Origin of the sequence: Micromonospora sp. NPDC048868 (assembly GCF_043198195.1) — a bacterium.
GTDB classification, from domain to species: domain Bacteria; phylum Actinomycetota; class Actinomycetes; order Mycobacteriales; family Micromonosporaceae; genus Micromonospora; species Micromonospora reichwaldensis.
Map to the genome: position 1 here is coordinate 232,718 of NZ_JBICUN010000002.1, position 24,724 is coordinate 257,441.

Below are 24,724 nucleotides of genomic sequence, written 5' to 3' on the forward strand. Positions count from 1 at the left end.
GCGAGGGGTGTCGTGGGAAGCACGACCCCTCGCCCGCGCCGGATCATCTGGTGCGGAGCAGGCGTACCGACAGCGGCGCGAAGACCGCCGTCAGGGCGACGCAGGCGACGAGGATCCAGCCGATCTGCCGGCCGGGCAGGGCCCCCGCCATGAGTTCCCGGGCGGCGGTGACCAGGTGGGTGACCGGGTTGACGTCGACGAAGGCGCGCAGCGGCCCGGGCAGGGTCGCCGGGGTGATGAAGACGTTGCTGAAGAAGGAGAGCGGATACAGCACGGCCTGGGTCACCCCGAGCACGGCACCCGGCGAGCGCATGAGCAGCGCCAGCGCCGTCCACACCCAGGACAGGCTCACGCTGAAGGCCACGACGAGCAGCACGGCGGCGGCCACACCGACCACGCCACCTCCCGGGCGGAGGCCGAGCGCGAGGCCGAGCCCCACGACCACCGCCGAGGCGAGCAGGTAGCGCACCATGTCGCCGAGGAGGGCCCCGACGAGCGGGGCGACGGGCCGGATCGAGAGCGTACGGAACCGGTCGTAGACGCCGCTGGCGACGTCGACGCTCAGGGCGGCGCCGGTGGTGGCGGTGGTCACCAGGAGCGTCATGACGAGGATCCCCGGGACCAGGTAGCCGACGTACCTGCCGGTCGAGCCGCCGACCGCGCCGCCGAAGAGGTACGTGAACATCACGGTGAACACCACCGGATGGACGGCGACGTCGAAGAGCTGGACAGGGGTACGCCTGATCCTCAGCAGGGCCCGTCGGCCGAACGTCAGGCAGGCGCTCAGCGTGCCCGCCCGGGCAGGACGTGGACGCCTGGCGAGCGCCCCGGGCGACGGCCGAGTGGCGGCGACGGCGTCGAGCGCGGTCATCCGGTCTTCCCCCTCGCGGTGGCGTCCACGGTGCTCGGGTGGCCCGTCAGCGCCAGGAACACCTCGTCCAGGCTCGGCTGCCCGAGGCCGAACTCGGTGACCGCGATCCGGGCCCGTGCCAGCTCCGTCAGCGCGCGTAGCGCCGCACCGGTGTCCGTCGGCACCTGGACGGTCAGGGCCGCGAGATCGGGGGCCGGCGTCACGGGCCCGCCGAGCGCCTCGGTCAGCAGCCGGTCGGCGGTGGCCCGGTCGTCCGGGTCGGCCAGCCGGACATGCAGCGTCCCGCCGCCGACCGACGCCTTGAGTTCGCTGCTGGCGCCCTCGGCGACGACGGCGCCGTGGTCGATGACGGCGATGCGGTCGGCCAACTGGTCCGCCTCGTCGAGGTACTGGGTGGTCAGCAGGACCGTGGTGCCCTCGGCGACGAGCGCCCGGACGACCCCCCACACGTCGCTGCGGCTGCGCGGGTCGAGCCCGGTGGTGGGTTCGTCCAGGAACAGCAGGTCGGGCGTCACGACGAGGCCGGCGGCGATGTCCAGCCGGCGCCGCATGCCGCCGGAGTACGTCCTGACCAGCCGGTCGGCCGCCCCGGCCAGGGCGAACGCGGCCAGCAGTTCCTCGGCCCGGCTCGCGGCGTCCCCCGGGCGGTGGCCGTGCAGCCGGCCGAGCAGGACGAGGTTCTCGCGGGCGGTGAGGCCCTCGTCGAGCGAGGCGTACTGGCCGGTCAGGCCGATCCGGTCGCGTACCGCGACGGCGTCGCGGACCACGTCGTGGCCGAACACCGATGCGGTGCCCGCGTCGGGGCGCAGCAGCGTGGCCAGCATGCGGATGGTGGTCGTCTTGCCGGCACCGTTGGGCCCGAGGAACCCGTACACCGAGCCGGCGGGGATGCTCAGGTCGATGCCGTCGACGGCCCGCGTCGCGCCGAAGGTCTTCACCAGGCCCGAGGCTTCGACGGCCAGGTGGCTGGAGGGCGTCATCGGGCCCAGACGTCCTCGTCGACCAGGTCGCCCTGCTCGGCGGTGACGTCGCGGGCGACGGCGAACGCCGCAGCGGCCTCCGGCAGGCCCGGGGCGCCCGCGAGCGCCGCCCGCAGGGTCTCGGGCGAGTCCCACCGCCACATGTCCACCCAGGTCCGCTCGTCGACGCGGACCAGTCGGGTCTCGGTCGGGCCGTCGTACGCCGCCCGGATCGCCTCGAGGAGCTTCGCGCGCCGCTCCAGCACGGTGTCGGCATCGGCCTGCTCGGCCGTGAACCTGGTCGTCCGGATGAGAGTCATGTTGTTGAGCCTTCCTCTAGAGTTTGTTTTTAGAGTGTGACTCTAGTGTTACAGTAAGGCCATGCAACTGGTCAAGAGCGCCGGCAAGAAGGGCGAGCGGTCGCGGCAGACCCGGCGACGAATCCTCCAGGCGGCGTACGAACTGTTCGTCGACCAGGGTTACGGGGCGACGACCCTGCAGGGCGTCGCCGAGCGCGCCGGCGTCTCCGTGCAGACCATCTACTTCGCCTTCGGCAACAAGCCCTCGCTGCTCAAGGAGCTGGTCGACGTCACCATCGCCGGCGACGACGAGCCGGTTCCCACGTTGCAGCGAGCCTGGTTCCTCGACGCCGTCGCGGCCGACACCGCGGAGGCGCAGCTACGGGCGCACGTGCGCGGCACGTGCGAGGTGCTCCAGCGGGTCGCGCCGATCATGGACGTCCTGCGTGCCGCCGGCGGGCAGGACCCGAGCCTGGCCGGCCTGTGGCAGCAGGACAGCGATCCGCGCCTCGAGGTCCAGACCGCCGCGGCGCGCAGCCTCCTGGCCAAACCCGGCGCCCGGGCGCAGCTTTCCGTCGAGGACGCCGCCGACGTGCTCTTCGGGCTGCTGAGTCCCGAGCTGTATCTCCTCTTCGTCCGCGACCGGGGATGGACGCCGGAACGCTGGCAGCAGTGGGCCCACGACACGCTGCGCGCACAGCTCTGCGACTGACGCCGGCCGGGAGACCCGGACCCTCAGGCCGGAAGACGCGAACGCTCGGGCCGGGAGACGCAGACGCTCGGGCCGGAGCGGGCCGGGAGACTGGACGACCACGCCGGAGACGCGGACGCTCAGGCCTGACAGGGAGTCGAGCCAGCGGCGCGCCTCGGCGCGGGTGCGGAGCCGGGAGCGCCGGGCCGCCGGGAGCGCCGGCGAGTGTGTGGCGAGTGTGTGGCGATCGCGGTGAGCAGCCACGGACGGGACCGGCCTGGACAGCGCCGCACGTACCGGAGGAACTCGGCGTCGATCGTCTCCGGGCAGCCCAGGCGGGAGGTCGGGACGGGCGTGGCGCGGTGCGCCCAGCGGCGGCGCAGCCGCCATCCGAGGCAGAACAGCCGGCCAGGTCGCGGAAGACGAGGGGGCGACACGGGGCAGGTGGAGGCCGGGCGTGCCCCTTGGTTGCAGTCCAGCACCCAGGCCGGCCGATCGGCGGGTCGGCGACCGTGGCCCGCCAGCGGGCGTCGTCCGGGGTTACCCAGCCGGGCTGCCGGTACTGCCGATCCAGGTGGATCGGCGACCGTGGTCCGCCAGCGGGCGTCGCCCGGGGTTACCCGGCCGGGCTGCCAGCACTGCCGGCCCAGGTGGATCAGTGGAAGGCCGAGCCGGCAGGCGACCTCACGGGACAGGGTGCTCCTACCGGGCCCGCGTTGCCGACGACGGGGACCCGGCGCACGCGGGAACCGTCCCGGCTGAGTGCGCGACCCCCGGGGCCGACCGGCCGGCGGGCCCACCGGCGAAGTTGTCCGACCTACCGGTGGTCCGGGCGGAGAGCCGCGCACGGGCGGGGGCGGCGGACGGCCGCGCCCGGAGCCGGATGGGCGGTGACGCTGTCGGCGCGGTACGCCGGCGGCGTCACCGCCGGTCGGCTTCGGTCACTGACGGGTGTCCATGGAGGTCTGCAGCGCGCGGCGCATCTGCTCGCGGGCCTCGTCGGTGGTCTGCGGCTTGGGCTTGCTCGGCATGGTGGTCCCCTTCCAGGGCGTGGGCCGCCGACCGGCGGCAGCCCTCACGGGCGGTCGTGCTGCGCGCCCGGCAGCGGTCCGGGGTCACCGGAGCGGCTGTGGGCAGCGAGAGCCCGGGTCGGTCCGACCCTGGAGGGAGGCGCCACCGGGTGCGGCGACACCGCCCACGGCCAGCGCCGCCACACGACGCCGGCCGATTCCCAAGCTATCGTTCAGTTCCACATGCTGCCCGGTGTTCCCGCGATTTGGACTCACGTTCGTCCGGAGCCGGCGCGCGGCATGGTCCCCGACGGGATGCGGTGCGCGCGGTCAACGGGCCAGGAAGTGCCAGCCCAGCCACCACCAGAAGCCGAACAGGCCGATCCGGCCGACCGGCACCGGGCCCACCTCGTAGCGCATCACGTAGGCGCAGACCTCGCCGATCGTGGGGATCCGCGAGCCCTCGCGGCGGGCCGCCCACTCGACGGCGGCGAAGAGCACCAGGGAGGACACGAAGCCCCCGATGGCCAGCATCCGCATCATCGCCGCACCAGCCCCCAGAACGCCGACAGCCAGCCCAGCCAGACCGCCGAGCGGACCAGCTGGTCCTCCAGCAGCGGATCGGCCAGCCGCGAGAAGGTGGGAAAGTCGTCCCCCGCCGCAAGCACGAACGTGGTCCCCTCGAAGACCCCGAAGACCACCACCGGCAGGGCCCACCAGGCCGCCGGGGTGCCCAGCCGGCGTGGCGCGGGCCGCCGGGGCACCCGGTTGCTCAGGCCCAGCCAGATCAACACCCCGCCGGTGCCGAGGGTCCAGAGGTTGGCCTCGGTCGAGAAGGACGGGAACCGGCCGCCGACCAGCGAGAGGCAGACGAGCACCGGCACGGTGACGGCGGGACGGTCCCAGGCGCGTGGCGCCTCGACGGTGAGGTCGTGGGGCTGTTCCATCCCGCGATTCTCCCCGTACTCGCCGCAACCGGGAAGACGGACACTCCCCGAGCTCTCCCTGATCTTCGGAGTGCCGGGCCCTTCCGATCAGCGCCGGCCGGGGCCGGTCAGCGCGCCGTCGAGCTCCGCGCGGATCCGGTCGACGACCTCGTCGACGGTCCCCGAACCGGTGAAGCCGGCGGCGAAGCGGTGCCCACCGCCGCCCAGCGCGACCGCCACCCGGCTGACGTCGACCGCGCCCTTGCTGCGCATCGACACCGCCCAGTCGCCGGTCGGCGTCTGCTTGACCACGCAGCTCACATCGGCCTCGGCGGTGCACCGGACCGAGTCGATCAGCGCCTCCAGCACGTACGGGCGCTGGTCGTGCCGGGCCAGGTCGTCCTGGGTCGCGTACGTCCACACCAGACCGTGCCCGGCGGCCCCGGCGGGTTCCAGACGGGCCCGGCCGAGCACCTCGCCGAAGAGGCGGACGGCGCCGAACGGCCGGGTGTCGAAGATCCGGCGGGAGATGTCACCGGGCCGGATGCCGGTCGCCAGCAGGCGGGCCGCCAACTGGTGCACCGCCGGGGTGGTCGCCTCGAACCGGAACGAGCCGGTGTCGGTGCTCAGCGCGACGTAGAGACACTCCGCGATCCCGGCGTCCAGCGGGACGCCGAGCCGGGCGAGCAGGCCCTCGGCGACCACCGAGGTGGCCGCCGCGTGCGGGTCCACCAGGTTGATCCGGCCGAAACGGGTGTTCGACGCGTGATGGTCGAGCACCAGCGCCGCGCCGGCGGTCTCCAGCCGGTCGACCAGGTCGCCGAGGCGCGACTCGCTGGCCGCGTCGAAGCAGATCACCAGGTCCGGGTCCGGGTACGCCTCGGTCGCCGGCACCAGCAGGTCGAGCCCGGGCAGCCCCCGGAACGGCTCCGGCACCTCCGGCGGGCCGGGGAAGGTCGCCTGCATCCGCCGCACACCCAGCCGACGCAGCCCGAGCCCGAAGCCGAGCATGCTGCCCAGCGCGTCCCCGTCCGGGTTGACGTGGCAGATCAACAGCACCCGCCCGTCCGGCGGCAGGCCCCGCACGGCCGCGACGGCGGCGGCCCAGTCCGCCTCGGTCGGGCCGGAGTCGACCGGTGGCGGCGCCTCGGCGAGGGCGCCACCGGTCGTGCCGCCGGAGGGCTCGGTCACCGCGGGTCCCCGCCCCGGGGCGGGGTCTCGTCGGCGTCCTCGTCGGCGTCGCGCGCCTCGTCGGCGTCCTCGTCCTCGTCCAGCCGGTACGGCTGGGGCTCGCCCGCGTACTCGGCCCGGGCGGCGATGCGCTGCACCTCGGCGTCGGCGTTGCGGGCCTGGGCGAGCAGGTCGTCGATGTGCTTGACCTGATCCTGCACGTCGTCCAGGACGAAGGTCAGCGTCGGCGAGTGCCGCAGCCCGAGCGCCTTGCCGACGGTGCTGCGCAGCATGCCCTTGGCGCTCTCCAGCGCCGCCGCCGTGCCCGCCTGGGCCGCCGCGTCGCCGAGCACCGTGTAGAAGACGGTCGCGTCGCGCAGGTCGGCGGTGATCCGGGCGTCGGTGATGGTGATCATGCCGAGCCGGGGATCCTTGATCTGGCTGCGCACCACCGACGCCACCAGTTCACGCACCCGCTCCGCGTGCCGGCGTACCTTGGCCGGATCCGACATCTTCGCCACCTCCACGGCGTACCGCTCCCGGCCGCCGTCCGGCGACGCGGAGCGCCCCGGAGCCGACGGCCCAACAACTCGAACACTACCCGCGCGGCCACCCGCACCGCGCGCCGCCGGCACCCTCCCGGCCACCCGGCGGACGGGCGCCGCCGGGTCAGTCCTCTTCGCCGTACAGCCGCCGGCGCACCGAGAGCAACTCGGTCTCCGGCCGGCCGGCCACCAGGCGCTCGCAGGAGTCCAGCACCTCGCGGACGTGCGACGCCTCAGCGGCCACCACGGCCACGGCGATCTCGGCCCGACCGTGCAGGTCGAGCGCTCCCACTTCGGCGGCCGACACCTCGAAACGGCGCAGCGCCGCCACGATCGGCCGCACGTATGATCTCTTGGCCTTGAGCGACCTGGAGTCGCCCGGCAGCAGCAGGTCGAAGACCGCGGTTCCGGTGAACATCGCCCCGGACGATACCCGCACGACCCCCCACATGATCAAGGGGTTTACGCCTTTCGGCGCAAACCCCTCGATCAGTGGTTCAGCGGATCAGGCGCGAACCTTCTCCCGCATCTCGAAGGTCTCGATGACGTCGCCGACCTGGACGTTGTTGTAACCACCCAGGGTCAGACCACACTCGAAGCCCTCGCGCACCTCCGTGGCGTCGTCCTTGAACCGCTTGAGCGAGCTGACGGTGAGGTTGTCCGCCACCACCGACCCGTCCCGCAGCAGGCGCGCCTTGGCGTTGCGCCGGATGATGCCCGACCGGACGATGCAACCGGAGATGTTGCCGATCTTGGACGAGCGGAAGACGTCGCGGATCTCCGCGGTGCCCAGCTCGACCTCCTCGTACTCCGGCTTGAGCAGGCCCTTGAGCGCGGCCTCGATCTCCTCGATGGCCTGGTAGATCACGGTGTAGTACCGGATCTCCACAGCCTCGCGGTCGGCGATCTCGCGGACCTTGTTGGCGGCCCGCACGTTGAAACCGATGATCGTGACCGGCTCGGACGACGCGCTCGCGAGCATGACGTCGCTCTCGGTGATCGCGCCCACGCCCCGGTGGATGATCCTGAGCTGGACCTCCTCCGGGATGTCGAGGTTGAACAGCGCGTCCTCGAGGGCCTCCACGGAACCGGAGACGTCGCCCTTGAGCACCAGGTTGAGCGAGGTCTTCTCGCCCTCCTTGAGCTGCTCCATGAGCGTCTCGAGGGTGGCCCGGCCGCGGGAGTTGGCGAACGACGCCGCCCGCCGCCGTGCCTGCCGCTGCTCGGCGATCTGGCGCACCGTGCGGTCGTCCTCGGCCGCCAGGAACGTGTCGCCGGCACCGGGCACCGCGGTCAGACCGAGCACCAGGACCGGACGGGCCGGACCCGCCTCGGCGACCTGGTTGCCGTTCTCGTCGAGCATCGCCCGGACCCGGCCGTGCGCCCCACCGGCGACGATGGAGTCGCCCGCCCGCAGGGTGCCCTTCTGCACCAGCACCGTCGCCACCGCACCGCGGCCCTTGTCCAGGTGCGCCTCGATGGCCACACCCTGCGCCGGCCCGTCGATCGGAGCGGTCAGCTCCAGCGACGCGTCGGCGGTCAGCAGGACCGCCTCGAGCAGCTCGTCGATGCCGATGCCCGGCTTCGCCGCCACGTTGACGAACATGGTGTCGCCGCCGTACTCCTCGGCGACCAGGCCGTACTCGGTCAGCTGCTGGCGGACCTTGTCCGGGTTCGCCTCCGGCTTGTCGACCTTGTTGACCGCCACCACGATCGGCACGTCGGCCGCCTTGGCGTGGTTCAACGCCTCGATCGTCTGCGGCATGACACCGTCGTCGGCCGCGACGACGAGCACCACGATGTCGGTGACCTGGGCACCACGGGCACGCATGGCGGTGAACGCCTCGTGACCCGGGGTGTCGATGAAGGTCACCGCGCGGTCCTCGCCCTCGTGCGGCACGTGGACCTGGTAGGCACCGATGTGCTGGGTGATGCCACCCGCCTCGCCGGCCACGACGTTCGCCTTGCGGATCGCGTCGAGCAGCTTGGTCTTACCGTGGTCGACGTGACCCATGACGGTCACGACCGGCGCGCGGTCGACCAGGCGGTCCTCCGCGACCTCGGCGTCGAGGTCGATGTTGAACTGCGCGAGCAGCTCGCGGTCCTCGTCCTCCGGGCTGACGATCTGCACGTTGAAGCCGAGGTGCTCACCCAGCAGGAGCAGGGTGTCGTCGGAGCACGACTGGGTCGCCGTGACCATCTCGCCCAGGTTGAACATCTCCTGGACCAGCGAACCCGGGTTGGCGTTGATCTTGTCGGCGAAGTCCGACAGCGAGGCGCCACGGGAGAGCCGGACGACCTGACCCTGACCCCGGGGGGCACCCGAGCTCATGGTCGGGGCCGACAGGTTGTCGAACTCCTGTCTGCGCTGCTTCTTGGACTTGCGACCGCGCGTCGGCCGGCCACCCGGACGCCCGAAGGCACCCGCGGCGCCGCCGCCACGGCCACGACCGCCACCACCCGGACGACCGCCGCCGCCGGCCGGAGCACCCGGACGGAAACCGCCGCCCGGCGCACCGCCGCCGCCACCGGGACCGCCACGGTAGCCACCGCCACCGCCGCCGCCACCGGGACCGCCGCGGAAGCCACCGCCACCGCCGCCGCCACCGGGACCGCCGCGGAAGCCACCGCCACCGCCGCCGCCACCGGGACGACCCGCGCCGCCACCGGGACCGCGACCGGCGCCACCGGGGCCGGGGCGACCGGTAGCGGGACGCTGGCTCGGCATGGAGGCCGGGCTCGGACGGGGCGGCATGGAGGCCGGGCTCGGACGCGGCGGCATGCCGGCCGGGCTGGGCCGGGGGCCACCCGGACCGGCGGCCGGAGGCCGCTGCTGCTGCTGGCTGCCCTGGATGCCGAACGGGTTGTTACCGGCGCCGCGCGCCGGCGGACGCCCGCCCGGACGACCACCCGGGCCCGGTGCCGGCGTGCCGGGACGACCGGCGGCCGGGGAACCCGGGCGGGGCGGCATGGCACCCGGACCCGGTCGGGGACCGGGACGGTTGCCACCGTCCGCCGGGGGCTCCCGGCGGACGTTCTCACGCTGCTGCTGCCGAGCGGCCTGGGCGGCCTTGACCGCCGCCTCCTGCTCGGCCTTCAGCGCGGCGGCACGCGCTTCGGCGGCCGCCACCTCGATGTCGTGGGCACTCGCCGGCTTGGCGACCGGGGCCGCGGGCTGCGGCGGACCGGGCACCGGGCCCTTGGGCTTCGGACCGGGTGCCGGCGCGGCCGGCCGCCGGGGCGGCATCGGCTTGGCCGAGACCCGGGGCCCACCGGGGGCCGGGGAGGGCGTCGTCGGGGTCGGGGTCGGCGCCGGGGCGGCCGCCGGTGGGGCGGCCGGTGCCGGAGAACCGGCGCCGGCGACGAATGCGCTACGCAGCCGTCGGGCGACGGGCGCCTCGACGGTGCTGGACGCGGACTTCACGAACTCGCCCATCTCCTTGAGCTTGGCGAGAACGGTCTTGCTTTCGACCCCGAGCTCTTTTGCAAGCTCGTGTACGCGGGCCTTACCTGCCACTGCACTCCTCACTCCGAGGTCGTGCGGGCAGCACCCGCAGCGACCTCACTCGTGCACTTGAAGCCTGGTCATTTCAGGGACTTCATCGTGTGCTCATGTCGGTCGTCCTACCCTGCTAGCGACCCTCGCCCGGTCGGGCTGACCGGACGTAGTGGTTGGCGCATCGACGTGCTCCGCAAGCTCACCGTGGTCAGGGACCCCGGTGAGGCGCAGCGCACGCCCGAAAGCGCGTCGCCGCACCGCTTGCGCGAAGCAGGCCGGATCCGGGTGCATGTTCGCTCCCCGACCCGGCAGCCTGCGGGCCGGGTCGGGCCGGAGGCTGTGACCAGCCTCGTCGCCAACCGCGACGATCCGCAGCAATTCGCTGGCCGGCGCACGTCGTCGGCAACCCACACAGGTGCGTTCCGGCAGCGCGCGTCGTACCACTGGAGAAAGTCTACCCCTAGGAGCCCGAGATCGCGCCGCCCGGCTCCGGGACGTGATCAGCTCCGCCCCGGCCGGCGGCACCGGACTGCTCGGCGTCGGACCGGATGTCGATCCGCCAACCGGTCAACCGGGCAGCAAGTCGGGCGTTCTGCCCCTCCCGGCCGATGGCGAGGGAGAGCTGGAAGTCCGGGACGGTGACCCGGGCGGTGCGGGTGGCCAGGTCGACCACCTCGACCCGCAGGGCCTTGGCCGGCGACAGGGCGTTGCCGACGAACGTCGCCGGGTCGTCCGACCAGTCGATGATGTCGATCTTCTCGCCGTGCAGCTCGCTCATGACGGCCCGTACCCGCTGCCCCATCGGACCGATGCAGGCGCCCTTGGGGTTGACCCCCTGGGTCGTGGAGCGGACCGCGATCTTCGTACGGTGACCCGCCTCACGTGCGATCGCGCCGATCTCGACCGTGCCGTCGGCGATCTCCGGCACCTCGAGCGCGAAGAGCTTCTTGACCAGCGCCGGGTGCGACCGGGAGAGGGTGATCTGCGGCCCGCGCATCCCCTTGGCCACGTGCACCACCACGCAGCGGATCCGCTCGCCGTGCGCGTAGCGCTCGCCGGGCACCTGCTCGGACTGCGGCAGGACGCCCTCCAGCTTGCCGAGGTCGACGCTGACGATGCCCTTCTCGCTGCGCGCCTCGTGCGCCTGCACCACGCCGGTGACCAGGTCACCGTCGCGGCCCACGTACTCGCCGAAGTGCACCTCGTCGGTGGCCTCCCGCAGTCGCTGGAGGATCACCTGCTTGGCCGTCATGGCGGCGATCCGCCCGAAGTCGTGCGGGGTGTCGTCCCACTCCCGTACGACGGTGCCGTCGTCGTCCAGCTCCTGCGCGTAGACCAGGGCCGCGCCGGACTTGCGGTCGATCTCCACCCGGGCGTGCGACTCCGCCCCCTCGGTGTGCCGGTAGGCGGTCAGCAGCGCGGTCTCGATCGCCGCGAGGATCGTGTCGAACGGGATCTCCCGCTCGCGCTCGAGTGCGCGCAGCGCCGCGAGGTCGATGTTCACCTCTCCTCGTCCTCCACATCATCTTCGTCGTCGAAGTCGTCGGTGTCGTCCATGTCGTCGGGTTCGTCCGTCTCCTCGATCTCGTCGAGGCGGTGGAACTCGACCTGTACCCGGCCGGGGCCGAGCTCTGCGTACGTCCACGCGGCGCGGCCGGCGTCGGTCTCCAGCACCACGCGCTCGTCGTCGGCCTCGACCACCCGGCCGGTGACCTGCCGGTCGCCGGTGGGCTGCCCGGCCCCCTGGCCGGACGGGGCGCCCGCGCCGCGGGCGGTCACCTTCACCAGCCGGCCGACGTTGCGCCGCCAGTGCCGGGGCAGGGTGAGCGGCCGGTCCACGCCGGGGGAGCTGACCTCCAGCTGGTACTCCCCGGCGACGAGGTCACCGGAGGCCTCCTCGGCCGCGTCGAGGGCCGCGGAGACGGCCCGGGAGACCTCGGCGACGGCATCCAGGTTGATCCCGCCGTCGGCGTCCACGATCACCCGCACCACGTGCCGCCGGCCGGCCCGGGAGACGGAGAGCTCCTCCAGGTCGTAACCGGCGCCGATGATCACCGGCTCGATCACCTCGCGCAGCCGGGCCCGCCGGGCGGCGAGGTCGCCGCGCGGGCCGCCGGCACGCTCCCCGCCCCGTGGGGCGTCGGCGCGTCGGGGTCTCCCCGCCGGACCCGTCGACCTCGTGGCACGGCCACGCTGCGTCATCTCCGCACCCTCCTGCTGATCGACGGCACCCGGTCGGCCGCCATGCCGGCACGCCACCGGAGCTGACGCGCCGGCGGCTGCGCAGAGCGTAACGCGCCTGCCGCGCGTCGGGCCGGGCGGCGCACCGACGCCGGTCGCCCACGTACGGCCGGTGATGGTGTTGACTTGTCCGGTGGCGACGGGCAGAACGACACGACGCGGCGAGGCAACCGGGCATTCCCGGCGAAAGGTGCTGCGCGCCGGGATGCTCCTGGCGCTCGGCGGAGCGGCGGCGCCGCTGACCGGCTGCGGCCTCCTGAGCCGCGACGACGACCCCGCCCCCGGGCCGGATCCGCTCACGCCGCTGCTCGACGAGTCGCTCCGGCTCGCCGCCGGGCACCGGGACGCCGCCGCCGCGCACCCCACGCTCGCCGGCCTGCTCACGCCGATCGCCGAGGCGCACCGCGCGCACGCGACCGAACTGGCCCGGCTCATCGGCGTACCGCTGCCCTCGGCCTCCGCCGCGGCCACGCCCGCCGCGCCGGGCGATCCGGCGGCGGCGCGGGCCGCGCTGCGCGAGGACGAACGCGCCGCCCGGGAGGCGGCGACCCGGGCCTGCGCGACGGCGCCGGCGGAGCGGGCCGCGCTGCTCGCCTCGATCGCCGCCGCCCGGGCCACGCACGTGGAGGCGCTGAGGTGACCGCGCCGACACCGCCGGGGCCGGCCGGGGCGCTGGGTGCGGCGCTCTCCGCCGAGTACGCCGCGATCTGGGCCTACGGGCCCATCGGGGTACGCCTCACCGGCGCCGCCCGGACCGCCGCGAAGGAGGCGGAGGCCGCGCACCGGCGCCGCCGCGACGACCTGATCGTGCAGTTGAGCGCCGGTGGCGGGAACGTCCCGCCGGACCGGGCCGGCTACACGCTGCCGTTCCCGGTCGCCGACCGGGCGAGCGCGCTGCGGCTGGCCGCCGAGGTGGAGGAGCGCACGGCCGCGTTCTGGCGGGCGGTGGTGCCGGTCACCAGCGGCGCCGACCGGGACAGGGCCCTGGCCGCCCTGGTCGAGTACGCCGTACGGGCCACCCGCTGGCGACGGACGGCCGGGATCACCCCGCTGACGGTGCCGTTCCCGGGCCGACCCGCCTGACCGGACGGCCCTCGACGCCCACTCCGGTTGCGGGTCGCATACCAGGTATGCATACTCCGTTGCCATGTCCATCCGTCACGGGCTGCTCGCCCTCCTCGAACGCGGCCAGATGTACGGCTACCAGCTGCGCGCCGCGTTCGAGGAGTCGACCGGCTCGACCTGGCCGCTGAACATCGGGCAGGTCTACACCACCCTGTCCCGGCTGGAGCGGGACGGGCTGGTCCGGTCGCTGCCCGAGAGCGAGACGGGGCAGCGCCCGTACGCGATCACCGACGCCGGGCGGACGGACCTGGCCCTGTGGTTCGCCACTCCGATCAGCCGCACCGACCGGCCCCGGGACGAGTTGGCGATCAAGCTCGCCCTCGCGCTGACCACCCCCGGGGTGGACGTCCGGTCGGTGGTGCAGACCCAGCGCAGCGCGACCATGCGGACGTTGCAGGAGTTGACCCGGTTGAAGTACGCCAGCGACCGCCCCGAGGACCTGCCGTGGCGGCTGGTGCTGGACGCCATGGTCTTCCAGGCCGAGGCCGAGGTGCGCTGGCTGGACCACTGCGAGACCAGCCTCGTGCGCTACCGTCCGGCGGAGCCCGGCCGCGTCCCGACGACGCCTGCCGAGGCGGTGGACCGGGCGGACGAGGAGGCGCGACGGTGAGCACGGGGAACCGGCCGGCGGACGGGAGCCCGACCACGCCGGTGCTGGACGTGCGTGACGTGCATCGCACCCACGGCGCCGGCGCGGCGGCCGTGCACGCGCTGCGTGGGGTGAGCCTCGCCGTGCGCGCGGGGGAACTCGTCGCCGTGATGGGACCCTCCGGCTCGGGGAAGTCGACCCTGCTCGCCCTGGCCGGCGGGCTGGACGGCCCGACCGCGGGCGAGGTGTACGTGGAGGGCGAGCCGCTCGGCGCCCTCGACCGGCGGCGGCTGGCCCAGGTGCGGCGCCGCCGCATCGGCTACGTCTTCCAGGACCTCAACCTGCTCGGCAGCCTCAGCGCCGTGGAGAACGTCGCCCTCCCCCTCGAACTCGACGGCACGGGCGTACGCCGGGCCCGCCGCCTCGCGCTGGACGCGCTGGCCGAGGTGGGCCTGCCCGAGCTGGGCGACCGGTTCCCCGACCAGCTCTCCGGCGGGCAGCAGCAGCGGGTGGCCATCGCCCGCGCGCTCGTCGGGGAGCGCCGGCTGGTGCTCGCCGACGAGCCGACCGGCGCGCTGGACTCGCAGACCGGCGAGGCGGTGCTGCACCTGCTGCGCCGGCGCGTCGACGCCGGGGCCGCCGCCGTGCTGGTCACCCACGAGGCGCGCCACGCCGCCTGGGCCGACCGGGTGGTCTTCCTGCGCGACGGGGTGCTTGTCGACACGACGGCCCCGCTGGGCAGCGTGGAGCAGCTGCTGAGCGGCAGCGGTCGGTGAGCCCGGGCCGGGGCGGCCGGCTCGCCCGGGCCGCCGGTTCCTGGTGGGCCGCGCTGCGGATCGCCCGGCGGGAGGCCCGGCGGGCCCGGGGGCGTACGGCGCTGGTGCTCGCGATGATCGCGCTGCCGGTGCTGGTGCTGAGCTTCACCGCGGTGAGCTGGCGGATGTCCGAGCTGACCCCGGTGGAGCGGGCCGACCGCCAGCTCGGCACGGCCGACGCGGAGCTGAGCTGGGTGACGCGGACCCCCCTCGCGCAGAGCACCTGGGCCGAGACCTGGCGTACCGACCCGGACGACGGCCCCTCGGCCGGGCCCGTCACCGCCGGGCAGGTGGCCGCCCTGTTGCCGGCCGGGAGCCGGGTGGTCCCGCTGCGCCGCTGGGTGTCGTTCGACGCCCTGGTCGGCGAGCGGGTCGACGACACGCTCACGGGCCGCGCCGTGGACCTCACCGACCCGCTCGGGCGGGGGCTGGTCCGGTTCCACTCGGGGCGGGCGCCGGCCGGGCCGGACGAGATCGTGGTCAGCCCGGCGGCCCTGCGCCGCCTCGACGCCCGCCTCGGCGGCACCGTCACCTCCGGCGACGGCGCCCGCTCCTGGCGGGTGGTCGGGGTGGCCGAGTACCCCGACGACCTGGGCCCGGTGGTGACGCTGCACCCGTCGGAGGGACGGATGGAGGCCGAGCCGGGCACGAGCTGGCTGGTCGACCTGCCCGGCGACCCCGACGAGGAGCTGTTCCGCCGACTCAACGCCCACGGCGTCGTGGTGCACGCCCGGGTCCCCGCACCGGCGTCGGACACCGTCACGTTCGCGCCGTACGGCCGCTCCGCCATGGACGTGGAGGGGATGAGCGTCTCGGTGCTCGTCGGCGGGCTGGGGCTGCTGGAGGTGGTGCTGCTCGTCGGACCGGCCTTCGCGGTCGGCGTACGGCGACGGCGCCGGGACCTCGCGCTGGTCGCCGTGGCGGGCGGGGACGACGCCCACCTGCGCCGCATCGTGCTGGCCGACGGCGTGGTGCTGGGTGCCGTCGGCGCCGCCCTCGGGGTCGCGCTGGGCGTCGCCGCCGCGTTCGCCGGCCGCTCCCTGGTGGAGCAGCACCTCTTCGGCGCGCGCTTCGGCGCGTACCGCTGCTGGCCGGAGGCGCTCGCGGCGATCGCCGCCGTCGCGGTGCTGGCCGGGGTGCTGGCCGCGCTGGCCCCGGCCTGGACGGCCGCCCGGCAGGACGTGGTGGCGGGGCTGGCCGGCCGGCGCACCCCGCCGGCGCACCGGCGACGTTGGTTGACCGTCGGGGCGGTCCTGGCCGCCGCCGGGGCCGCGGTGGCCGCGTTCGGGGCGGCCCGGACGGCGCCGGCGGTCATCCTGGCCGGCCTCGTCCTCGGCGAGCTGGGCCTGGTCTTCGCCACCCCGACGCTTGTCGGCCTGCTCGCCCGCCTCGGGCGGTCGCTGCCGCTGGCGCCCCGGATCGCGCTGCGCGACGCCAGCCGCAACCGGTCGTCGACCGCGCCCGCGATCTCCGCCGTGATGGCCGCGGTCGCCGGCAGCGTCGCCATCGGGGTGTACCTGGCCAGCGACGACGCCCGGTCGGCCACGATGTACCTGCCGGCCCTGCCGGCCACCACGGTGCTGGTCACCGGGTCGGACGGGGAGACCCTGCCCGACCTGCCCGGGGTCAGCGAGGCCGCGCGCGCCCACCTGGGGGTCCGGACGGTGGCGCCGCTGGCGGAGCCCCGGTGCGGGACGGCCACCGACCTGTGCGTGGTCTCGCCGGTGCTGCCCGCCGAGCGCGTCTGCCCGTGGACGCCGGGCGACAGGCTCACCCCGGAGCAGCAGCGCCGCGCCCGCGCCGACGCCCGCTGCGCGGAACCCGAGGACCACCTCGGCCGGTACTTCCACGTCCTGGTGGACGACGGCACGGCCCTGCCGGCGCTCACCGGAGCCGCCCCCGCCGACGTGGCCGCCGCCACCGCCGTGCTGCGGGCCGGCGGCGCGGTCGTGACCGATCCGCGCTACGTGCGCGACGGGCGGGTCGACGTGCGGGTGACCCGCGCCGGGCAGGCCCGGCCCGACCCCCGGGCCGTCACCACCGTCGCCGGGTACCCGCTGCCCACCGCGCTGGGGGCGGAGCGGCTGCTGCTCTCCCCGGCGGCCGCCGGGCGGCTCGGCCTGAACGTCCACCCGCTCGGTTGGGCGATCGCCGCCGACGGCGTGCCCGACGAGGACCGGCAGGACCGGTTCGTCGCCGCCGTACGCCCGCTGCACGCGCAGGTCGAGATCGACCGGGGCACGCAGGGCGACGCGGGGCGGCCGCTGCTGCTCCTGCTGGCCGCCGCCGCCGGGGTGATCACCCTGGGCGCCGCCGCCATCGCCACCGGGCTGGCGGCGGCCGAGGGGCGGGCCGACCTGTCCACCCTCGCGGCGGTCGGCGCCGGCCCGGGACTGCGCCGGCTGCTCTCGCTCTGCCAGTCCGGGGTGATCGCCGTACTGGGCTCCGCGCTCGGCATCGTCGCCGGGCTCGGCTCCGCGTCGATCATCCTGACCGCCCTCAACCGCCGGTACGCCGCGCTGTGGCCGGTCACGGAGCCGTACCCGGTGGTGGTCCCCTGGACCACGCTCGGCGTCCTGGTGGTGGTGCCGCTGGTCGCGATGCTCGGCGCGGGCTTCTTCACCCGGTCCCGGCTGCCGGTCGAGCGACGTCTCGACTGACGGGCCGCGAAGGGGCACACTGGTCGCCGTGCCCGTACTGGGAGCCCTGACCCGCCGTGTCGGTCACCACCGCTGGTTCGGCGCCGCCGTCCGCCTGCTCGTCCCCGCCGACCGGATGGTGGGGCGGCTCACCCGGGGGCGGGTGGTCGCGCTCGGGCTCATCCCGTCGCTGGTCATCACGACCACCGGCCGCCGCTCCGGCAAGCCGCGCAGCAATCCGCTGCTCTACGTGCCCGACGGCGACGCGTACGTGGTGGTCGGCTCCAACTTCGGCCAGACCCACCAGCCCGGCTGGGCGATGAACCTGCGCGCCGATCCGGCCGCCGAGGTGGCCGTCAAGGGCCGCCGCGTCCCGGTGCGCGCCGAGGTGGCCACCGGCGCCGAACGGGACCGCCTCTGGACGCTGCTGGTCACCGAGTGGCCCGCCTACCGCGCGTACGCCCAGCGGGCCGGCGGCCGGGAGATCATGGTCTTCCGGCTGGTGCCCACCGGGCGCGGCGTGCCGGGCGGGTCGACCGCCCGCGAATAGGCTGGTGCGGTGACCGGCGCCGACGGCGAACCCCACCCCGACGATCCACGGTGGGCGGTGGCCGAACGGGTCGCCGACGCCGTGCGTCGACGGTTCCCGGCCGACGTGCTGGCGGTCGCGGTGCACGGCCCGCTCGCCCACGGCGACGACGACGGCGGTGGGGACGGCGAGGTCGGGCTGCTGGTGGTGACGTACCGGCCCGGCGGCGGGCCGTCCCCGGCGACCCGGCGGGTCGACGGCGTGCTTGTCGACCTGACCGTGGCCGGCGCCGACGACTACCTGTGCCAGGCCCGGGTGATCTCCCCGCTCTGGCCGTTGACCGCCGACCGCTACGTCAGCACCCGGGCGCTGCACGACCCCACCGGCTGGCTGCGCACGCTGCGCGACGAGCACCTGGGCCGGCTGGCCCGGGCCCGGCCGGCCGAGTTCAGCACGGCGGCCCGCCGGGCCTGGTACCGGGGCGGCGCGGCGCACGCCCGGGCCGCCCGGCTGGCCGAGTGGTACGAGACCGACCAGGCGCTGCTGATGCTCGGCGAGGCGCGGCTGGCGGCGGCCACGGTCGCCGGCCTGCTCAGCCGCACCTACTTCCGCGACCCGGGCGACGCGGTGCGTCGAACGGGACTGGCGGGCGCGGACATGACCGAGGTGGGCGTCGTCCTGACCCGCCAGGCGGACGAGCTGGCAGCCCGGGGCCGCCCCGTCGACGGCACGGTCGACGACCTTCTCGACGGCTGACACCGCGCCCGACGGCGCCCGTCGGTGGCGGGAGAGCCGGCGCGGGACGGTCAGCCGAGCCCGCCCTGCACGCCGATGAGGGTGCCGACGAGATACGTGGCGCCGGCCGCCGCCGCGCCGAGCAGGAGCTGACGCAGACCGCCGGACCACCAGGGCCGGGCGGTGAACCGGGCGACCACCGCCCCGGCCACGAAGAGCCCGAGCCCGCCGACCGCGAGCGCCAGCCCCAGGCTCGTCGCGCCGAACAGGTACGTCAGCAGCGGCACCAGCGCCCCGACCGAGAAGAACAGGAACGACGAGATCGCGGCGGCCCAGGGGCTGGGCTGCTCGTCCGGGTCGACGCCGAGCTCCTCCCGGACGTGCACCCGCAGCGCCTCCTCCGGGTTGCGCCGGACGGCCTGGGCGACCTCCATGGCCAGGTCGGGCGGCAGTCCCCGGGCGACCCACGCCTCGGCCAGCTCGCGCGCCTCCGCCTCAGGGTGCCGCTCCAGCTCGCGACGCTCCTTGGCGACCTCGGCCGCGACCTGCTCGTTCGCCGATCGGACGCTGGTGTACTCCCCCAGCCCCATCGAGATGGCGCCGGCCACCAGGCCGGCCACGCCGGTGAGCACGACGCTGCGCGGCGACACCCCGCCGCCCGCCACCCCGGCGATCAGGGCGATGTTGGTGACCAACCCGTCCATCGCCCCGAAGACGGCGGGGCGCAGCCAACCGCCGGAGACGTCCGCGTGGTGCGCCTCACGTAGCGCCGCCGGGGTCTCCGTCACGGCAGCGTGAGGATCTCGTGGCCGTCCTCGGTCACCACGATGGTGTGCTCGAACTGGGCCGTCCACCTGCGGTCCTTCGTCACCACGGTCCAGCCGTCGTCCCACATGTCGTACTCGTGGGTGCCGAGGGTGATCATCGGCTCGATGGTGAAGGTCATCCCCGGCTCCATCACGTCCGTGGGGCGGGGGCTGTCGTAGTGCGGCACGTAGAGCCCGCTGTGGAACGCCTCGCCGATGCCGTGGCCGGTGAAGTCGCGCACCACGCCGTAGCCGAAGCGCTTCGCGTACGACTCGATGACCCGGCCGATCACGTTGATCTGGCGGCCCGGGGCGACGGCGCGGATGCCGCGCATCATCGCCTCGTGGGTGCGCTCGACCAGCAGCCGGGCCTCCTCGTCGACCTCGCCCACGCAGAAGGTGGCGTCCGTGTCGCCGTGCACCCCGTCGAGGTACGCGGTCACGTCGACGTTGATGATGTCGCCGTCGGCGAGCACGGTGGAGTCGGGGATGCCGTGGCAGATCACCTCGTTGAGGCTGGTGCAGCAGGACTTCGGGAAGCCCCGGTAGCCCAGCGTCGACGGGTAGGCGCCGTGGTCGCAGAGGAACTCGTGCACGACCCGGTCGATCTCGTCGGTGCTCACGCCCGGCTTGCAGTGTTCGCCGGCGAGCTGGGTGGCCTGCGCCGCGAGCCGACCGGCGACCCGCATCTTCTCGATGGTCTCCGGGGTCTGCACGTGCGAGCCGCGCCACTGGAGGGGACGCTTCTTGCCCACGTACTCCGGGCGGACGATGTGGGCGGGCACGGGCCGCAACGGGGTGAGCGTGCCGGGGGTCAGCGGCGCACGGACGGTCATGACGCGAGTTTATCGCCGCGCCCGGTGGTGACCCCCGCCACCGCCCGCCCGGAGCGGTTGTTGCCGTGCCCGGTCCGCTGTGCGATTGTGGCTCCGTGGATCAAGGGGGCGGCACGTCTCCCGTCTTCTCCGCCAGCGCGGAGATCGACGGTGACCACCTCCGCGTCCTGGTCACCGGCGAGGTCGACATGGCCACCGCCGACGTCATGTTCCAGACCGCGCTGCGGGAGCCGGCCGAGCGGGTGACGCTCGACCTGCGGGCGGTCACCTTCTTCGACTCGGCGGCCATCCACGCCGTGGTCCGGCTGGCCCAGCACCTCCCCGGCGCGCTCACCGTGCTGCCGTCGCGGCAGGTCCACCGGGTGCTGGACATCTCCGGCCTGGCCGACCAGGCCTGGCTCCGCCCGGCCTGAACCCCCACGCCCCGCGCCGCACGGCCGGTCGCGCGCCGGAGCACCGCCGGCCGCGCTCAGTCCGCCAGCCGCCGGCGCAGCGTCACCTCGGTCCCCTCGGCGGTACGGTGCACCGACAGCTCCCCCAGCGCCTCGATGAGGGACAGCCCCCGCCCCCGGAAGCCCGATCCGGTCGACTCCCGCCACCGGCCGCTGTCGCGCACCGTGGCGACCACCGTCCGGTCGGAGATGGTCACCTCGACGCCGATCGTCGGCTCGACCGGGTCGACCGGGTGCTCGATGGCGTTGGCGGCCGCCTCGGAGACGGCGACGGTCAGGTCGAACAGGTCCGTCTCGCTGACCTTGTGCGCGACGAGGAAGTCCTCCAGCCGCTTGCGCAGCACGCTGAGCCGGGTGGGATCGGCCGGCAGCCGCAGCGCGAACCGGTTGAGTTCCGCGGCCTCCAGGGCGAGCACCGCGACGTCGTCGCGCAACGGCCGCCCGGCGACCCGCTCCACCACGGCGTCGATCAGGTCGGTCACGTGCTCGCCGGGGGTGGCCGCGTCCTGCCGCAGGGTGGCCAGCGCGGCGTCGATGCCGAGCTGCCGGTCCTCGATCAGCCCGTCGGTGTAGAGCAGCAGCCGGCTCCCGGCGGCCAGCTCCCCCTCGACCGTCCGGTAGGCCGTGTCGGGGATCGCCCCGACCGGCGGCCCGAGCGCCCGGTCGTGCAGGAACGCCACGTCGTCTCCCCGGATCAGCAGCGGGGACGGGTGACCGGCGCTGGCGTACCGCATCCGGCTGGTACGGGGGCTGAACCACAGGCAGAACACCGTCGCGAAGGAGCGGCCCTCGTTGGTGCCGACGAGCCGGTTGAGCCGGGTCAGCGAATCGCCGGGACCGAAGCCCTCCAGGACGTACGCCCGCAGCGCGTTGCGGAGCTGGCCCATCGCGGCGGCCGCCCGCACGCCCTTGCCGACCACGTCGCCGATCGCCAGCACCAGCTCGTCGTCGCCGAGCGCGACGACGTCGTACCAGTCCCCGCCGACCTCCGCGTCGGCGCTGCCCGGCAGGTAGCGGCTGGCCACCAGGGCGCCCGGCAGCTGCGGCAGCGACCGGGGCAACAGGCTGTGCTGGAGCGTGGTGGCGATGCGGTGCTCGGCTTCGTAGAGCTGGGCGTTCTCCAGCCGCACGCCGACCAGCCGGGCGAGCTGGGTGAGCGCGGCCTCGTCGGTGTGGGTCCCGTCGCCGTCCGGACGCCAGACCCGCAGCTCGCCGAGCCGCTCGCCGGTGGTGCCGGTCAGCGGCAGCACGAAGGACGGCTCGATCGAGGCCAGCCCGCCGCCGTCGGCCTCGAAGCGCATCCCGGTGGCGGAGACCACCACCCGGGCGGCCTCGGCGAGGCTCAGGGCGTGCCGCGCGGCGACCTGGAGCACGTCGGCCGTGGAGCGGGCGGTGTTGACCGCGACCGCCGCGTCGGCCAGGGCCCTCAGCCCACGGATGATCTGGCCGCGGAGCTGGCCCAGCTCGACGTTGGCCCGTACCCGGGCGGTCAGCTCCTGGCCGGAGAAGGGCTTGGTGAGGTAGTCGTCGGCGCCGACCGCGAGCCCGGCGACCTCCTCGGCGGAGCCGGCCCGGGCGGAGAGCAGCACGATCGGCAGGTGCCGGGTACGCGGATCCGCGCGCAACGCGGCCACCAGCCCGAACCCGTCGAGCCGGGGCATCATCACGTCGGTCAGCACCAGGTCGAACGAGCCGTCGACGGCGTGCCGCAGCGCCTCCACGCCGTCGGTGACCGCGACCACCTCCCAGGACGGGGAGAGCAGCCGGGTGACGTGCTCACGCAGGTCGGCGTTGTCGTCGGCGACCAGGATCCGGCCGGCGGCGCCGGTCCCCCGGGCCGAGCCGGCACCGTCGGCCGCCCCGGCGACGCCCGTCCAGAGCGCCGTCTCCGCGACGTAGAGGTCGGCCCGCGCCAGCTCGACCTGCGCCGGAGGGCCGGCGTCGACGACCCGCTCGACCGGCAGGTGCCCGGCGCCGAACGGAACGGTCACGGTGAACGTGCTGCCCTCGTCGACGCGGCTGCGCACGGCCACCTCGCCGCCGTGCATCTCGACCAGCTCGCGGACCAGTGCCAGGCCGATCCCGGTGCCCTCGTGGCTGCGCGAACGCACCCCGGGCACCCGGTGGAAGCGCTCGAAGATCTGCGGCAGTTCCTCCGGCACGATGCCGACGCCGGTGTCGGTGACCTCCAGTCGGGCGGCCCCGTCGACGGCGCGGATCCGCACCCGGATCTCGCCGTCGAAGGTGAACTTCACCGCGTTCGAGACCAGGTTGAGGACGACCTTCTCCCACATGTCCCGGTCCACGAAGACCGGCGCCGGCAGCGGCGGGCAGTCCACGACCAGGCGCAGCCCGGTCCGCTGGGTGGCCGACCGGAACGTGCTGGCCAGGCGGGCGGTGTAGTCGGCGAGGTCGGTGGGCTGGTAGCGGGCGGCCAGCCGCCCGGACTCCAGCCGGGAGAAGTCGAGCACCGTGTTGACCAGCTTGAGCAGCCGCAGCGCGTTGCGGTGCATGGTGGTGAGCCGTTCGGTGTACGCCTCCGGCAGCGCCGGGTCGGCCAGCAGGTCCTCCAGCGGGCCGAGCACCAGGGTCAGCGGGGTGCGGAACTCGTGGCTGACGTTGGCGAAGAAGTTGGTCTTGGCCCGGTCCAGGGCGGTCAGCTCGGCGGCGCGGGTGCGTTCCTGCTCGTACGCCTGCTGCCGCCCGACGGCCCGGGAGAGCTGCGCGGCGACCAGGTCGAAGAAGTCCCGGTACTCGTCGGTGAGCGGCTGTCGGCGGGCGACGCCGACGGCCAGCGCGCCCACTGTCTCGTTCCCGGCGGTGACCGGCAGCACCAGCGCCTCACCGGTCGCGTCGGCCGGAACCTCGGTGAGCAGGTCCGTGACGGCGACGGTGGCGGCGGTGCCGGCGACGGTGACCTCGGCGAGCCGCGCCGGCGGGGGCGTGGCGACCGCCCGTGGGCCGACGCCGCCGCACCCGGTCAGGACCAGGTTCCCGGCCTCGTCGGGCAGGTACACCAGCGAGAACGGCACGTCCGGCCGGTGCCGGTTGAGCACCGCCGCCGCGACCCTGCCCAGCTCGGGCCGGCTGTCCACCTCGGCCAGGTCGGTGCCCAGCTCGGCCAGCAGCCGCAGCCGGCGCTCCCCGACCACCCGGCCCGTGGTCTCGTTGACGATGCAGAAGACGCCGGCGACGGTGCCGTCGGCGGCCAGGATCGGGTCGTAGGAGACGTCGAAGTACGTCTCCTCCAGGAAGCCGCGCCGGTCGAGCGGGAAGGGGTGGTCCTGCGCGCGGTACGACCGGCTGTCCCGCCGGACGCCCTCCAGCAGCGGCCCGAGCACGCTCCAGGTCTCCGCCCAGTGCTCGCGGGCCGGCTGGCCCAGCACGTCCGGGTGCTTGCCACCGATCGTGGGGCGGTAGGCGTCGTTGTAGAAGGCGAGCTCGTCCTCGCCCCAGAACATGACGATCTGCGCGCTGGAGGCGAGCATCAGGCCGATCGCCGAGCAGAGCGCCGGCGGCCACCGGTCGGGGGTGCCGAGCGGGTGGGCGGACCAGTCGAGGCTGCCCATCAACCCGCCCATCTCGCCGCCACCGGCGAAGGCGGCAGCCAGCAACGGGGGAAGATCAACCTCCTGGCCCACCTCGGACGGGCAACCCTCGTCCATGCCCCCCTGGGCCGAGCTCATAGTTCCTCCCGCTCCGGCCGTCACCGCCTCGGCCCGGTGATCCGACCGGCCGTGCCCCGCTTGGTACCCCGACGGACGAGCAACGTAACGCATACCGCCCGGCGTGCGCTGTTCACGTCCGCCGCACCGGGCCGGCACCCCCCGACCGCGGCGTCGCGGGGCCGGGTCCACACAGGACGGCTGGTCACCCGAATCTGGACCAGCGCCGCATGTCAGTCCCGTGCACGGGACGATACGGCCCCGGGTGGGAGCCACCCCGGGAGGCGACTGTGATGTGCGACACCCCCAGCCGCCCGCCGCA

General features: G+C 74.8%; 24 protein-coding genes. 9 read left to right on the top strand and 15 right to left on the bottom strand.

The window, feature by feature from the left end; genetic code table 11:
• Positions 1 to 43: 43 nt before the first annotated feature.
• Genes ACGFNF_RS03945 through ACGFNF_RS03955 form a run of 3 tightly spaced genes read right to left on the bottom strand, consistent with a single transcriptional unit; the run spans position 44 to position 2,150 of the window.
• A complete protein-coding gene (locus tag ACGFNF_RS03945; RefSeq protein WP_393165594.1) occupies positions 44 to 871 on the bottom strand; it encodes an ABC transporter permease in 828 nt (275 codons plus the stop codon).
• Entirely contained in the window at positions 868 to 1,851 is a 984-nt protein-coding gene (locus ACGFNF_RS03950; protein ID WP_393165596.1) for an ATP-binding cassette domain-containing protein, read from the bottom strand. The genes ACGFNF_RS03945 and ACGFNF_RS03950 overlap by 4 nt, the downstream gene beginning before the upstream one ends.
• Positions 1,848 to 2,150, bottom strand: a complete 303-nt coding sequence (locus ACGFNF_RS03955) for a hypothetical protein (RefSeq protein ID WP_393165598.1) — start codon at positions 2,148 to 2,150, stop codon at positions 1,848 to 1,850. Before ACGFNF_RS03955 ends, ACGFNF_RS03950 begins: the two co-directional genes overlap by 4 nt.
• Before the next feature lie 61 nt (positions 2,151 to 2,211).
• On the opposite strand from ACGFNF_RS03955, the gene ACGFNF_RS03960 reads away from it, so the two are divergent.
• Complete coding sequence (locus ACGFNF_RS03960) at positions 2,212 to 2,841, top strand: TetR/AcrR family transcriptional regulator (RefSeq protein ID WP_357577400.1); 630 nt, start codon at positions 2,212 to 2,214, stop codon at positions 2,839 to 2,841.
• A 1,319-nt stretch (positions 2,842 to 4,160) separates the two neighbouring features.
• Here the strand turns inward: ACGFNF_RS03960 and ACGFNF_RS03965 are convergent.
• From ACGFNF_RS03965 to rimP, 9 genes are all read right to left on the bottom strand, one after another.
• The gene (locus ACGFNF_RS03965; RefSeq protein ID WP_393165859.1) at positions 4,161 to 4,370 is read right to left on the bottom strand and encodes a DUF6186 family protein; all 210 of its coding nucleotides are present in this window, start codon (positions 4,368 to 4,370) and stop codon (positions 4,161 to 4,163) included.
• On the bottom strand, positions 4,370 to 4,777 hold the full coding sequence (locus ACGFNF_RS03970) for a hypothetical protein (protein WP_132232822.1): 408 nt from the start codon (positions 4,775 to 4,777) through the stop codon (positions 4,370 to 4,372). Before ACGFNF_RS03970 ends, ACGFNF_RS03965 begins: the two co-directional genes overlap by 1 nt.
• An 87-nt stretch (positions 4,778 to 4,864) precedes the next feature.
• Positions 4,865 to 5,842 carry a bifunctional oligoribonuclease/PAP phosphatase NrnA gene (locus ACGFNF_RS03975; RefSeq protein ID WP_393165861.1) on the bottom strand — a complete coding sequence of 326 codons (978 nt, stop codon included), beginning with the start codon at positions 5,840 to 5,842 and terminating at the stop codon, positions 4,865 to 4,867.
• A gap of 101 nt (positions 5,843 to 5,943) precedes the next feature.
• Positions 5,944 to 6,438: a 30S ribosome-binding factor RbfA gene (gene rbfA, locus ACGFNF_RS03980; RefSeq protein WP_393165601.1), complete on the bottom strand. Its 495-nt coding sequence runs from the start codon at positions 6,436 to 6,438 to the stop codon at positions 5,944 to 5,946.
• A 157-nt stretch (positions 6,439 to 6,595) separates the two neighbouring features.
• Positions 6,596 to 6,889 carry a DUF503 domain-containing protein gene (locus ACGFNF_RS03985; protein WP_101414636.1) on the bottom strand — a complete coding sequence of 98 codons (294 nt, stop codon included), beginning with the start codon at positions 6,887 to 6,889 and terminating at the stop codon, positions 6,596 to 6,598.
• A gap of 87 nt (positions 6,890 to 6,976) precedes the next feature.
• Complete coding sequence (infB, locus tag ACGFNF_RS03990; RefSeq protein WP_393165603.1) at positions 6,977 to 9,988, bottom strand: translation initiation factor IF-2; 3,012 nt, start codon at positions 9,986 to 9,988, stop codon at positions 6,977 to 6,979.
• A 93-nt stretch (positions 9,989 to 10,081) separates the two neighbouring features.
• Complete coding sequence (locus tag ACGFNF_RS03995) at positions 10,082 to 10,414, bottom strand: YlxR family protein (protein ID WP_132232814.1); 333 nt, start codon at positions 10,412 to 10,414, stop codon at positions 10,082 to 10,084.
• A gap of 16 nt (positions 10,415 to 10,430) precedes the next feature.
• Complete coding sequence (nusA, locus tag ACGFNF_RS04000; RefSeq protein ID WP_357577403.1) at positions 10,431 to 11,474, bottom strand: transcription termination factor NusA; 1,044 nt, start codon at positions 11,472 to 11,474, stop codon at positions 10,431 to 10,433.
• A complete protein-coding gene (gene rimP, locus ACGFNF_RS04005; RefSeq protein WP_357577404.1) occupies positions 11,471 to 12,172 on the bottom strand; it encodes a ribosome maturation factor RimP in 702 nt (233 codons plus the stop codon). The genes nusA and rimP overlap by 4 nt, the downstream gene beginning before the upstream one ends.
• Positions 12,173 to 12,401: 229 nt before the next feature.
• Between rimP and ACGFNF_RS04010 the strand changes: the two genes are divergently transcribed.
• From ACGFNF_RS04010 to ACGFNF_RS04040, 7 genes are all read left to right on the top strand, one after another.
• On the top strand, positions 12,402 to 12,851 hold the full coding sequence (locus ACGFNF_RS04010) for a hypothetical protein (protein WP_357577426.1): 450 nt from the start codon (positions 12,402 to 12,404) through the stop codon (positions 12,849 to 12,851).
• Positions 12,848 to 13,294, top strand: a complete 447-nt coding sequence (locus ACGFNF_RS04015) for a ferritin-like domain-containing protein (protein ID WP_393165606.1) — start codon at positions 12,848 to 12,850, stop codon at positions 13,292 to 13,294. The genes ACGFNF_RS04010 and ACGFNF_RS04015 overlap by 4 nt, the downstream gene beginning before the upstream one ends.
• Before the next feature lie 64 nt (positions 13,295 to 13,358).
• Positions 13,359 to 13,946: a PadR family transcriptional regulator gene (locus ACGFNF_RS04020; protein ID WP_393165608.1), complete on the top strand. Its 588-nt coding sequence runs from the start codon at positions 13,359 to 13,361 to the stop codon at positions 13,944 to 13,946.
• A complete protein-coding gene (locus ACGFNF_RS04025) occupies positions 13,943 to 14,701 on the top strand; it encodes an ABC transporter ATP-binding protein (RefSeq protein ID WP_357577406.1) in 759 nt (252 codons plus the stop codon). Before ACGFNF_RS04020 ends, ACGFNF_RS04025 begins: the two co-directional genes overlap by 4 nt.
• On the top strand, positions 14,698 to 17,400 hold the full coding sequence (locus ACGFNF_RS04030; protein WP_393165610.1) for an FtsX-like permease family protein: 2,703 nt from the start codon (positions 14,698 to 14,700) through the stop codon (positions 17,398 to 17,400). The genes ACGFNF_RS04025 and ACGFNF_RS04030 overlap by 4 nt, the downstream gene beginning before the upstream one ends.
• A 28-nt stretch (positions 17,401 to 17,428) precedes the next feature.
• Positions 17,429 to 17,929, top strand: a complete 501-nt coding sequence (locus ACGFNF_RS04035) for a nitroreductase/quinone reductase family protein (protein WP_357577408.1) — start codon at positions 17,429 to 17,431, stop codon at positions 17,927 to 17,929.
• A gap of 9 nt (positions 17,930 to 17,938) precedes the next feature.
• On the top strand, positions 17,939 to 18,664 hold the full coding sequence (locus ACGFNF_RS04040; RefSeq protein ID WP_393165612.1) for a nucleotidyltransferase domain-containing protein: 726 nt from the start codon (positions 17,939 to 17,941) through the stop codon (positions 18,662 to 18,664).
• 50 nt (positions 18,665 to 18,714) lie between these two features.
• Here the strand turns inward: ACGFNF_RS04040 and ACGFNF_RS04045 are convergent, their stop codons facing one another.
• Positions 18,715 to 19,431, bottom strand: coding sequence for a VIT1/CCC1 transporter family protein (locus ACGFNF_RS04045; protein WP_357577410.1), 717 nt, complete (start codon positions 19,429 to 19,431; stop codon positions 18,715 to 18,717).
• On the bottom strand, positions 19,428 to 20,285 hold the full coding sequence (map, locus tag ACGFNF_RS04050; protein ID WP_357577411.1) for a type I methionyl aminopeptidase: 858 nt from the start codon (positions 20,283 to 20,285) through the stop codon (positions 19,428 to 19,430). The genes ACGFNF_RS04045 and map overlap by 4 nt, the downstream gene beginning before the upstream one ends.
• Before the next feature lie 95 nt (positions 20,286 to 20,380).
• Between map and ACGFNF_RS04055 the strand changes: the two genes are divergently transcribed.
• The gene (locus ACGFNF_RS04055; protein WP_357577412.1) at positions 20,381 to 20,698 is read left to right on the top strand and encodes an STAS domain-containing protein; all 318 of its coding nucleotides are present in this window, start codon (positions 20,381 to 20,383) and stop codon (positions 20,696 to 20,698) included.
• Positions 20,699 to 20,754: 56 nt separating this feature from the next.
• On the opposite strand, the gene ACGFNF_RS04060 is transcribed toward ACGFNF_RS04055, so the two are convergent.
• Positions 20,755 to 24,423 (bottom strand): SpoIIE family protein phosphatase, encoded by a 3,669-nt coding sequence (locus ACGFNF_RS04060; RefSeq protein ID WP_393165615.1) that lies wholly within the window; start codon positions 24,421 to 24,423, stop codon positions 20,755 to 20,757.
• Positions 24,424 to 24,724 lie beyond the last annotated feature (301 nt).

Bases quoted from the DNA above. Each gene is read 5' to 3' on its own strand.
- ACGFNF_RS03965 (WP_393165859.1), bottom strand. From the start codon at position 4,370: ATGCGGATGCTGGCCATCGGGGGCTTCGTGTCCTCCCTGGTGCTCTTC.
- ACGFNF_RS04060 (WP_393165615.1), bottom strand. From the start codon at position 24,423: ATGAGCTCGGCCCAGGGGGGCATGGACGAGGGTTGCCCGTCCGAGGTG.
- map (WP_357577411.1), bottom strand. From the start codon at position 20,285: ATGACCGTCCGTGCGCCGCTGACCCCCGGCACGCTCACCCCGTTGCGG.
- rimP (WP_357577404.1), bottom strand. From the start codon at position 12,172: ATGACGCAGCGTGGCCGTGCCACGAGGTCGACGGGTCCGGCGGGGAGA.
- ACGFNF_RS03950 (WP_393165596.1), bottom strand. From the start codon at position 1,851: ATGACGCCCTCCAGCCACCTGGCCGTCGAAGCCTCGGGCCTGGTGAAG.
- ACGFNF_RS03970 (WP_132232822.1), bottom strand. From the start codon at position 4,777: ATGGAACAGCCCCACGACCTCACCGTCGAGGCGCCACGCGCCTGGGAC.
- ACGFNF_RS03945 (WP_393165594.1), bottom strand. From the start codon at position 871: ATGACCGCGCTCGACGCCGTCGCCGCCACTCGGCCGTCGCCCGGGGCG.
- ACGFNF_RS04020 (WP_393165608.1), top strand. From the start codon at position 13,359: ATGTCCATCCGTCACGGGCTGCTCGCCCTCCTCGAACGCGGCCAGATG.
- ACGFNF_RS03955 (WP_393165598.1), bottom strand. From the start codon at position 2,150: ATGACTCTCATCCGGACGACCAGGTTCACGGCCGAGCAGGCCGATGCC.
- ACGFNF_RS03985 (WP_101414636.1), bottom strand. From the start codon at position 6,889: ATGTTCACCGGAACCGCGGTCTTCGACCTGCTGCTGCCGGGCGACTCC.
- rbfA (WP_393165601.1), bottom strand. From the start codon at position 6,438: ATGTCGGATCCGGCCAAGGTACGCCGGCACGCGGAGCGGGTGCGTGAA.
- ACGFNF_RS03960 (WP_357577400.1), top strand. From the start codon at position 2,212: ATGCAACTGGTCAAGAGCGCCGGCAAGAAGGGCGAGCGGTCGCGGCAG.